The organism is Flectobacillus rivi, assembly GCF_030056655.1.
GTDB classification, from domain to species: Bacteria; Bacteroidota; Bacteroidia; order Cytophagales; family Spirosomataceae; genus Flectobacillus; species Flectobacillus rivi.
In genome coordinates this window covers 297,172-308,404 of the sequence record NZ_JASHIE010000010.1, presented here as the reverse complement: position 1 = coordinate 308,404, position 11,233 = coordinate 297,172, and the positions used below count along the sequence as shown (strand labels likewise).

General features: G+C 36.9%; 10 protein-coding genes. 5 read left to right on the top strand and 5 right to left on the bottom strand.

The window, feature by feature from the left end; translation table 11 throughout:
• Positions 1–105 precede the first annotated feature (105 nt).
• The gene (locus tag QM481_RS15675; RefSeq protein ID WP_283382399.1) at positions 106–753 is read left to right on the top strand and encodes a hypothetical protein; all 648 of its coding nucleotides are present in this window, start codon (positions 106–108) and stop codon (positions 751–753) included.
• A 4-nt stretch (positions 754–757) separates the two neighbouring features.
• Positions 758–1,222 carry a hypothetical protein gene (locus QM481_RS15670; protein ID WP_283382398.1) on the top strand — a complete coding sequence of 155 codons (465 nt, stop codon included), beginning with the start codon at positions 758–760 and terminating at the stop codon, positions 1,220–1,222.
• Between the two features lie 128 nt (positions 1,223–1,350).
• Here the strand turns inward: QM481_RS15670 and QM481_RS15665 are convergent, their stop codons facing one another.
• The gene (locus tag QM481_RS15665; protein WP_283382397.1) at positions 1,351–3,918 is read right to left on the bottom strand and encodes a DUF5686 and carboxypeptidase-like regulatory domain-containing protein; all 2,568 of its coding nucleotides are present in this window, start codon (positions 3,916–3,918) and stop codon (positions 1,351–1,353) included.
• Between the two features lie 189 nt (positions 3,919–4,107).
• On the opposite strand from QM481_RS15665, the gene QM481_RS15660 reads away from it, so the two are divergent.
• Positions 4,108–5,055, top strand: coding sequence for an ATP-grasp domain-containing protein (locus tag QM481_RS15660; protein ID WP_283382396.1), 948 nt, complete (start codon positions 4,108–4,110; stop codon positions 5,053–5,055).
• A 179-nt stretch (positions 5,056–5,234) separates the two neighbouring features.
• Here QM481_RS15660 and QM481_RS15655 read toward each other — a convergent pair whose 3' ends face one another.
• The gene (locus QM481_RS15655) at positions 5,235–5,531 is read right to left on the bottom strand and encodes a hypothetical protein (protein WP_283382395.1); all 297 of its coding nucleotides are present in this window, start codon (positions 5,529–5,531) and stop codon (positions 5,235–5,237) included.
• 622 nt (positions 5,532–6,153) lie between these two features.
• Here QM481_RS15655 and QM481_RS15650 point away from each other — a divergent pair.
• Positions 6,154–7,317, top strand: coding sequence for an aminotransferase class V-fold PLP-dependent enzyme (locus QM481_RS15650; RefSeq protein ID WP_283382394.1), 1,164 nt, complete (start codon positions 6,154–6,156; stop codon positions 7,315–7,317).
• A gap of 129 nt (positions 7,318–7,446) precedes the next feature.
• Here the strand turns inward: QM481_RS15650 and QM481_RS15645 are convergent, their stop codons facing one another.
• The 3 genes from QM481_RS15645 to QM481_RS15635 form a co-directional block, all read right to left on the bottom strand.
• Entirely contained in the window at positions 7,447–7,986 is a 540-nt protein-coding gene (locus QM481_RS15645) for an NUDIX hydrolase (RefSeq protein ID WP_283382393.1), read from the bottom strand.
• 79 nt (positions 7,987–8,065) lie between these two features.
• A complete protein-coding gene (locus QM481_RS15640) occupies positions 8,066–8,689 on the bottom strand; it encodes an RloB family protein (RefSeq protein WP_283382392.1) in 624 nt (207 codons plus the stop codon).
• A gap of 2 nt (positions 8,690–8,691) precedes the next feature.
• On the bottom strand, positions 8,692–9,948 hold the full coding sequence (locus tag QM481_RS15635; RefSeq protein WP_283382391.1) for an AAA family ATPase: 1,257 nt from the start codon (positions 9,946–9,948) through the stop codon (positions 8,692–8,694).
• Between the two features lie 244 nt (positions 9,949–10,192).
• Here QM481_RS15635 and QM481_RS15630 point away from each other — a divergent pair, with 244 nt between their 5' ends.
• Positions 10,193–11,050, top strand: a complete 858-nt coding sequence (locus QM481_RS15630; RefSeq protein WP_283382390.1) for a DUF2911 domain-containing protein — start codon at positions 10,193–10,195, stop codon at positions 11,048–11,050.
• Positions 11,051–11,233 lie beyond the last annotated feature (183 nt).

Genomic DNA, 11,233 nt, shown 5'->3' with positions numbered 1-11,233 from the left:
AACACCCTTCTTGGGCTTCGTTCCGCTACGCTACACTCAGCCCAAGAAGGGTTAAATACATAATCAAAACAATCAGATTATGTATATTTTTAAACTGTACTAAAAATGGGAAGCCGACATAAGTACATAACTCAAAGTGATACTTTGCAGTGGGGTTCGTTAGAAATTATTACTACGATGATACATCCCAAGAAAAACACTGCCAATCAATTTGCATGTCGTGCTTGGTTATATATTAGAAAAAATCGTAAAACGATAAGTAAGAGATTTTATGATATAGATCCTGTAGGCTCTTGTTCTGGACTGTATTTATCCTCAAAACAACCTCTCAAAGACTACTTTATCATTTCTAAATTTGGTGACAATGATGGTGAAACTCTACTGATTGATGCTAGTGGAAAATTGACCACATTGCAAGGCGGAGCTTTTGCAGTTTCAAAGGATGGACACTATCTTTTTTCAAATTACTCTTCTGATATTCAAATTTTGACTATTTACGATTTAAGAAATAATAAAACACTCATGAGTATAGAAAATATGGATGGCTTAGAATATCAGAATATTTATGATAAAAATGGGGCGTATTACGTTTCCTATTTTCCCAAAGAAGGACATTTGACAAGTGAATTGGGATTCATTGATTTTCAAAGAAAAAGAATTCAAAAAACTAAAGTGTCGCTGAATCAAAATCTATTACTACCAACTTACAATGAGGTTTGTAAGCAAGTAAACTGCAACTGTAGTTCCCATTAATATCATGAAACGTTCATCAAAGATTCTTTTGGGCATGAGCCTATTTTTCCTATTGTCTTTAACCATTACTATTACCCCCTCTACACAGTCGTACGGTTTTTATGCTTGTGAATGTATAGACTCTTGTGCCGTTGTATATGAGATAAGTCCCCAAAGGTTATCTAAATCATATCCAAACACTTACTGTAATTCACAGAGAAACCCATCTAACTTGCCAACACAATGGAACCGAAATGAAAATTCTAATGCCAAATTATTAGTGACGATTCCTTTGTGGATGCTTTTTGAACCTAGAAACATTTTTGGCAACCCCGATGCTTACGACCAAGGTGGATATATTTTTTCGTTTGAATATATGGGTATTCGTAGAAATTTTCTATTTGACCCTAATAATTCAGGACCTTTCTACAAAGCTCATTTTAGTAAAACCATTGGCAATCAAATAGAACTTATCAGACCATTTTTCTAATAATTTTTGATAGGAATGATGATAAAATAGGATTGGGATATTACAAAAATAGAGACGCCAAGTTTGGCGTCTCTATCGTTACTAAAAAACATTTTAACACTCTTTGCCTCGTGCCTGTTGCCTTGTGCCTAAAAATCAAACTTCACCCTAAACCTAACTGCCAGCGAACTAGGCGCATTAGGATGGTCGAGATAAGACAATCGTTTGAGTAGGTCTATTCGAAGAATTTTAAATACGTTTTCTACCCCAACGCTCATCTCCATATAAGGTCGATGGTCTAATGAATAAGTGATAGGGTCGCCATTAGCATATTTGGGAAACGCCAGTAACTGATTATCCGACGAAGGTTTGTTCTGGTCGGATACGCTTCCCCACAAACCAGTAAATGAGGCTACTTCACGAATTTTGAGTCGGTTCAATAAGGGGATTTTGTTAAAGAAAAATCCGTTGAAATGGTGGTCAAAAAATATGGTAGCATATTGGTCACTCACAAACTCCAAGAAGTTCATCAAGTTGTAGGATTCTAACTGATACGAATACGTTTGGTTGGCTCTATGAATGAGCAATAGCGGAAACGGTACTTTCCCCCATAACTTAGCTCCTTCAATCGTTAAATTGGTATAACCCAATGGCGGAATATTTACCCGTTTGTACATCTGCGCCATCACGCGACTATATTCGTATTCACTTCCCAAAAATCCTTTTGGCGAATAATTATAGCGCAATTGAATAACGGGATATTGATTCACAATCGGGATACGATAGTTTTTCCCTTGATAAAACTGCTCATTGGGCGCATATCTCAAACCTACCCCAAATTCTGTATTATCGAGTTGTGGTACGGTTTGTCCTAGTCCATTTTCGTAGGTCAACGAGCCCGTCGGTGTTTGAATCGTTTTCTTGATTTGCGCACTCCACGCTACCCCAGATTTCGATTCTCGTAGCCAGTCGAGTGTCCATACTTGGTTGTAGGTTCGTTGGTTGTTGATACCTCTTTTGAAAGAAAGTAAAAAGTTATCTTCTTGAACAAACTGTAATTCTTGTCCTGGGATTTTCAAGTCATTTTGATAAGACAAGCGTAAATGACGAATCGGATAGGTATAAATATTATGGTCGGTCAGTGATAACGTCGCCGAGGCAAAATACTTCCATTTTTGGTCACGGAAACCATACGCCGAATATACCTCAAAAGCCATTCGTTCACTAAATTTGGCAGTAGTACGCCCTCCCAAACGTAGGCGAAGCCCCTCAACAGGGTTGAAGCTATAAAAAGTATTTACGGGACCTATTTCTATAGCACCTAATGGCTTATAACCTTCCATCAAAAAGGACGCCGTATTCATAAATCGCTGAAAGGCTGGCACTCTTTTGACACTATCTACCATGGTATAAATACCCATTTCCTTGGTACTGAGCGGTTGGTGGCGTGCTTGCGACCAATAATCATCTTTCCGTTGAGTAGCGTCTTTGAGGACTTCGGTACGATACCCCTCAAAACGGCTTGCTTCAATCGGTAAATCAAGTTTATAATCATGATAGGACACGCTTCTTTGTCCAAACAAGCTCATGCCATTTTCTTTTTTCAAAGGATTAAACTCAATAATCAAATCGTCCTTGGTAAGCATTAAGCCCTTATCCCCTACAAACTCGAATTCCTGTGCAATTTTGAGGTCAGTCACAAAGTTGACATTAATATCTTTCGAAAAACCCATTTCTACTTTTCGTACCGCATAACTCGAATCCATTGCTACAAGCATTTGCCCTTGAAACAGTTGGTCATTGGTATTGCGAGGTGCAAACCCTAAGGTAATGCATTTTACATCTTTATAAACGGTTGTATCAATAATGGCATAACGATAAAACTGCGGCGCAATCGGCGAAGTAGGCCCTAAAAATTGCTTCGCAAGTAATAGGATATTATTGTCATAAAAATTGACCTCTTGATACAATGCCTCCAGATAAAGTTTTATCCCATTGTTATCCACATAGCCACCCAGACCAGTCATTTTATCTCCAGTAATAACCTCTTTTTTAGATTCTGGATTTTTACGATAATACACATCAGAGATAGTCTCTTTGAGATACATAGGCAACGTAACCTTCCCAGTGATTTTAGACGTATCGAGGTGGTTAAATACAAAGTCAAATTTGCGAAGAGAGCGTTTGTTTCTAAATTTTTCAGAAATATTACTCAAATCGAATTCTAGCTTTTCGTATTTATTGTATTGATAAAAATTGAGCGCCTCAGGGCGGTTCATGGATTTGTGCTCAATCACCTTGCGTACCAGTTGTACCGCGGGGTTATCTTTATTACGGTATTTGTCCTTTTTTCCTTTTACCACCACTTCGTCCAAACTGGTATTGAGCGATTGAAGGCGCACAGTAAGTTGTTGGACATCTTTGGCAGTTTGAAAGGTTTTGGTTTGGGACTGATACCCAATAATCGAAACTTTGATAGAAGGATGCTGTGGAGAGGTTTCAATAAAGAAATTGCCGTTGAGGTCGGTTTGTGTGCCACGATTGGTACCTTGAATCAATACGCTGGCAAAAGGAATTACTTCGTTGGTTTTGGCATCAACTACCTTTCCTTTCACTTTGATATAAGTTTGAGCACTAGAATTCCAAGCAATTAGTAGAATACAAAAAAGCCAAAATGGTCGATAAAACGCTTTCAAAATAAATTGGTTTGATAACATAATTAATGAGCAAAGATGCATGCCAAAGTAATCTTTCGGGTTATGGAATTATTAATTTAGCATTAAAGAAAAATATATGTAACGTATTGATAAACAACGGAAAAAAGAATAATAATTAGATAACATACCGATAACCTTTTCTCCATTTTGTTCAAGTATTTTGGGTCGAAATTAAAACCCTTTTTACCCATGACAACCAAAAGGCTTATCTACCTTTACTCGGATTCTAGCTTTACCCCATGGAAGGAAAATATTTTTGCTCGTACAGTAGCTAATTTCTTAGCTTCCACACCCGAAGAATATTACCCCTATGTTACTCATTTTGTAGGATTCACTTCCGAATTTGCCAATTTTCTTAAACAATTTGACATTGTATTCAACGTATGTTATGGTTTTGGCGACGAAGGACAACATGACATCGTTCGTTGGCTCGAAGATAATGGAATAAAACATACCGCTAGCAATTATCAGTCACAGATATTGGCTAAAGATAAACTACATTTACCAGAGGTATGTGCCAAAGTGGGTGTTGCCACGCCTGCAATTATTTCTCTGAGCGAAGTTAGTACTTCAACCTTTACTCGTTTTATTGCCAAACCTCGCTTTGGTAGTCTTCACCAAAATATGTTGGTATTTGACAAGGAAAATATTCCTTATCAGCAATTATTGGAAAAAGATGAAATGATTATCCAACCGTATCTTTCGGGTCGAGAGTTTACGGTCGGTGTAATTCCTAACGAAGAGGCGAGCGATTATATTTGTTTGAATCCCCTAGAAATTCGTCCTGATGACGAACGAGAAGTGTACATTGCGGGACAGCAATACGGTCGTACCGAAAAAGTGCTGTATCATGACTTAGATGCAGAGACTTGCCAAGCCATGCAGGAAATGGTATTGCGCGTGCATCATGCCTTAGGATTAAGAGGAATGTCACGCACAGATGTACGTGTGTCGGACGGGAAAATCTATATTTTGGATATTAATACCATGCCAAATTTGGACTCAAATAGCTTTTTGCCTTTTATTGCTCAACATCAAGGCATCAGTTTACAAGAAATTTTCAGAAGGATTTTACTACGTCTCGAAAAAGAAGAACAAGTGAGAGAGCGAGGTCTGGTAGTTTCAGACTTTATGTGAGTTGTGAGTGATGAATTGTCTATTTCAGATATCGGATGTGGGATTTCGGAAGTGTAAGCTTCTATATTTTGTAAAAAATATAGAAGCTTACACTTCCGAAATCAGAAATCCCAAATCCGCAATTGTTGAAAATCCTCCGTACAGTTCTAACTCACAATTCATCATTCACAATTCACTGCTTAGTTGCTAAAACTTTGATAGCAAGGTTGCAGCATTCTAGCTGTTTTTTGAGAAAGCATCGAATATTGATTGGCCTTTTCGACAGAATGATGTCGCTCCAATCGTCGAATAGCAAATTTTAAAGGATTGTCATTTGAAATAAAAATCAAGGAGATTAGCCATTCACCATTTTGTTCATCGACCATATATCCTACCAAGGAGTTCCCTAACCATCTTTCGTCTCTCACCACCTCCAGATCCTTCTTTTGTCCTTTACCTTCGTTTGTATAGTTATAATTAAAAATAGGTAGCTCCATTTGATCTATATATTTAAACTATCCAAGAATTTATTAAACTTTTTAAATATAACGATTTGTAATAATAAATGTTTCTTTGAGGAGGAATATTTATCATTGTTTAGTGAACAGGGGCAAAGGTACAGGGTGGAGTTAGGGGATAGGGTTTAGGCAAGGAGGTAATAGTTTTTATTGAGGGAACGGGGGACAAAGGCACTGAGGTACAAAGTGGATTTAGGGATATAGTCTCTCTAAAGTTGATATATAGCTAGTTATAAATCAATGATTCCCCTTAGTGGGTGAATTTATTCACCCGTAATGAGAGAGTTTAAAGAGTATTACATTTAACCATTTATTGATTCAGTTTTAAAACTGTTTAAAAGTAAGTCCAAGGCTAAGTCTTGAACTAGGAATTTGCTATCTTACCCACCCCCTATCCCTTAAACCCACTTTGTGCCTCTGTGCCTTTGCCCCTGTTCACTCAATGAAAAACTATTCCCTCCTTGCCTAATCCCTATCCACTCTGTGCCTCTGCGCCTTCGCCCTAGTTCACTCGAAAAAAACTAACCCCTATACCCTCTCCCCTAAATATTCTTTAAAAAACTCTATCTTTGAAAGACGTTCACTTCTAAATTCAAACTAAATGTCGTTAACCTGTCAAAAACATCTTTTTAGTCTCGAAGACGGAATTCATTATATCAATTGCGCTACCATGTCGCCCAACCTGAAGTCGGTAGAGGAGGCTGGTATTCAAGGAATTTTGCGTAAATCTCAGCCACAACGTATTACGCAAGAGAGCTTTTTTGAAACTACTGCTCCAGTACAAGAAGCCTATTCAAAGCTGATTAATTGCCCTGAACCCAAACGCATTGCCCTCATTCCATCGACTTCTTATGGAATGGCAATCGTTGCTAAAAACTTAGCCTTCAAGGCAGGTTTGGCATCGGGACAGGAAATCTTGATGGTGCATGAAGAGTTCCCTTCAGATGTATATGCTTGGGAAGAAATTGCTGAAGACAAAGGCTTATCTATTCGCTATATTTTACCTCCAGACACTTTAGAAAATCGTGGTAAAATCTGGAATGAGCGTTTATTAGACGCTGTCAATCAAAATACTTGTATGGTAGTAGTTTCGCCAACACACTGGGCTGATGGTACACGATTTGACCTAGTAACATTAGGGGCTCGTTGTCGTGAAGTTGGAGCTTGGTTGATATTGGATGGTACTCAGTCGATCGGTGCGATGCCTTTTGATGTGCAACAGGTACAACCAGACGCCATCATTAACGTAGGTTATAAATGGTTATTGGGTCCCTATTCGGCAGGTGCAGCATATTTTGGTCCTGCTTTTGACGAAGGTCGCCCTTTGGAACGCAACTGGATTAATAGAGTAGGCTCAGAAGAATTCAAGAACTTAGTTAATTATCAAACCGAATACCGTCCCTTTGCCGATCGCTATAACGTCGGCGAAAGAAGTAATTTCATCTTGAATCCTATGTTTTGTGCTTCACTAACACAGATTCTTGATTGGGGCGTCGAAAATATTGAAGCCTATTGCCATCAATTACTGGAAGAACCTTTAAAACTATTACAAGAAAAAGGTTTCTGGGTAGATGATCTACCATATCGTAGCAAACACTTGGTTGGTTTACGTATTCCTCCACAAGCTGATATTGCTCAAATACAAGCATCGCTCAAAGCTCGTAATGTTCAGGTTTCTTTCAGAGGGCAGGCTATTCGTATCGCACCGCACGTGTACAACGATATGAATGATATAGATGCCTTGGTAGAAGGACTGATACTATAATTTGAAAATTTGGGGATTTGAAGATTTGAAAATGATGGTAATTTTCATCCCTAGTTCAAGACTTAGTCTTGGACTAATTTTTTAACAGTTTTAAAACTGAAATTTTCAAATCTTCAAATTATCTCATTTTCAAATTGCCAAGCTCTTTCTAGCCATTCTCATAATCGATTCGCTATTATTAAGATTAGATACTTCAGAAATAGCTACCCAAGCCAAATCTTTTGATTCTGAACTCACAATCAAAGGTTCGTTTTTGTCAGCTTCTATCAAAAAACGAACATCATAATGATAGTGTTCAGGCTCGGTTTTACGAGCAGGAATGATATGTACATCAATATCGAAAATCTGAGGAGATATAGCCTTTACAGATGTCAAACCAGTTTCTTCCTCCGCTTCGCGTAAGGATACTGCCAATACGTCTGGGTCACCATCGCAATGCCCACCAGTCTGAAACCACTGATTCAATTTATGATGATGTGTCAATAAAGTGTGTTGACGTTCAGCATCAACAATCCAAGCCGAACCTGTTACGTGACCTATGAGTAGAGTACGTTCAAAACAGTCTGGTTGTTGGTTAACAAACTCACAAATAGCCTCATAGTGTAGTTGTTCTGTAGCATCGGCAGGCGTGTATTGCTCTAGCAGTTGAAGAAGTTGCTTTCTGTGCATGGAATAAGGATTTTTAATTGAGCCTACAAAGTTGAGGATATTCTGTTGGGATAGCAAGGATATTACGCCATAAACTCATTTAAACTACAATCTCTAAAGCTTCAATCAAAAGATATATTTCGCTATAACTATACTCACGCTCATCTTGTACTTTACTCTTCATTGACGCCCTTGCATTTTTCCTAGCTTTTAGCAATGAACCGTTGGGTTCTATTTGTTCAAAATGTTGGTGAATACCTTTTATAGCTTTAAAATATCGTTCACTTTTCTCATAGTCAGGACGGAACCTCTTTAGCTCTTTCTCTAAATCTTCATAGCTAGAAAATTTTTTCGTGATCGTCGAGTTCGTAAAATAGTACAAAAACCACAGCTCTGTACACCTTTCTGTTTCGAGAAATACTACTTTACACTGGATTCCCTTATTTTTCTTACCATGTATTTTACTATGATATTTATTTTTTAGTTTCAGATACTGTTCTTTGGTTTTTCCTGAAGTTTTTCCATCCATATCTATCAGACAATACACCTCATCATAACCTAATGCAATACAAGAATCTATGTTACTTTTAAGCTTTTCAAGATTTGAAGCTTTAATGCCCAACTCTCTTGGAACAATAGTAAAAGGAGATAATTCCTTCAGTGATTCGATGTAGTACTTTTCTGTGATACCTTCGCCAATAACAGCAATAGCACGTTTTTTCATAATTAACTTTCATTGATAAAAGTAGAACCTAATATGGGCTTTGCTCCTAGTTTGCCAATCTTATAGGCATTAAGCAAAGAAACATTTTTATGTAAGCCAAAATCTGACGCTTTATATAAAAGAGAGGAAGAGTTTTTACTTTTCTCTACCAACACGATCATATCTCGCCTCAGCATCCATTCTTCACTTAATAACATTTGACTATGTGTGGCAAAAATCAGTTGACTTTCTATTTCTGTTCTTAAAAAGGTTTCCAAAAAGTGAAGTAACAAATCATAATGAAGGCTATCTTCCAGTTCATCCTCCATTACCAATGTGCCTTCATTTCCTAGTTCCAATAACAATCGTGCTAGTCTAAAATAGGCTTTTGTACCAGCAGATTCCATTCTGTAGGGAATTGAGAAAGCCTTTTCGTCACTATTATGGAAAAAAAGTATTTCTTTCTGAGGTTTAAGAAGTTTGGCTTTTAGCTCATTCGATACATTAACATCTTTTTCTATTTCAGTAATCAATTGAGGACTTAAGGTAGTTTCTACTAAATGAACATCAGAGATATTGAAGTCCGCTTTCTTTAAAATTTCTAGCAAAAAGTTTTTTACACCTTTATCTCGATTCGCCAACTCGGCAATTTCATAGGCATTTTGATAAGAGCCTATGCCATGAACATTGTTTTTAATCCAAATATATAAGTCGACTAAAACAGAAGGTGATTGTATATTTTTCTTGTTTAAAGTAGCTAATACTGTATGATTTTTTAATGTCTCAGTATTAAAGACTTGCTTATCCTTTGCTTTTAATTCACGTATGGTGCTACCAAATTTTATAGTTTCTTTCTGCGAACGTTCATACAAATCGGATAATATACCCGACTCAGTTGTATACATAAGTCTTTCATACAATATTCGGGATTCGTCAAAAACTACGTGGTACTTATATTTTATAGAACCCTTCCAAAAAATAATTTCAAATTCGGTAGGCTCACCTTCATCTAAAATAAATGGACGATATTGACTTATTTTTTCGTCCTCGTTTGCTTGTGAAGATATCATCAACACCCACAAAGCCTGAATAGCCAATATCAAATTGGTTTTGCCAGAAGCATTTGCTCCATAAACCATTAATAATTTTAATATTTTGACTCCTTCTCTAGGTTGAAAAGTAACTTCATTAACATTTTTTTTATCTGTACTTGCTAAAAAGCTAATGGTTTGTTTTTCTCTAAAAGAAAGAAAGTTTTTGACCGAAAACTCCTGTATCATAATTTCAATATCAAATTTTGTACAAAATTTACGAAAATTGACATTAAAATACAAATATTGTAGATTTTTAAAAAATCTAATTTTTCTTCATTGAAGAGATACTTTTAACAAAAAGTACTTATCATTCCTTCCTGGCAATAATTCCGCTAACTTTCTGAGCATTTGAGCGAAAAAATAGTCTATCTCCACGAAAGACTTTTAGCTTTGTATTCAATTCATTCTAATCATCATTTTTACCAATCTCATGAAAAAAATCCTCTTAGCTTTACTCGTATCAGGCTCATTTGCAGCCTCGGCCCAATTGCGTTTGCCACAACCTAGTTCGGCAGCATCGGTTTCTCAAACTGTTGGAACAACTGATATTGCTATCAAATATTCTCGTCCGAATGTACGTGGTCGTGAAATCTTTGGCGCTTTGGTTCCTTACGATAAAGTGTGGCGTACAGGTGCAAACGCTGCTACACAAATTACTTTGTCAAATGATGTAACAATCAATGGTCAAAAATTAGCAGCTGGCACATATTCTATTTTCTCAATTCCTTCGCAAAGCGAATGGACGTTGATTTTCAACAAAGATATTACTGCTTCTGAGCAATCTTATAGCCAAGAAAAAGACGCTCTTCGTGTAAAAGCTTCGGCAAGTGGTAATGCTAAAGTTGAGTCTTTTAGTTTTGATTTATCTGATATTACAGATAGTACTGCCAACTTAAACTTTTCTTGGGCTGACAAAAAAGTTTCTGCTAAAATTGGCGTTGAAACTACCAAAATGATTGAAGCCGCTATTGCAAAAGCTGCTACTGACAATGCCAATACGATGAATAATGCAGCTGGCTTTTTGTTAGGAAAAGGTAAGTTGGAGCAAGCATTGAAATTAGCTAACTCGTCGGTTGGTGCTGTAGAAACGTTCAGAAATGTATGGACAAAAGCTCAAATTTTGGCTAAAATGAACAATTTCGTAGAGGCTGTTCCATTGGCACAAAAAGCCCTTGAGTTAGGTAAAAGCGACGCAAACTTCGGTTTCTTCAAAGATGCTATCGAAAAAGGCGTGGCAGAATGGACTACAAAGCTTCCAGTAATGAATCCTATCAAAAAGAAGAAATAGGTTCTTATTAATTTGAAAATTTGGGGATTTGAAGATTTGAAAATGTCTTTTTTAATCTTCGAATTCTAAAAGATAAACTATTGCATTTTTTCCTAATAGGGTGCGACTTAAGTCGCACCCTATTAGGAAAAATCTCTTCATTTTCAAATTCCCGAATCTTCAAATTATTAGGTTTTCAAATCA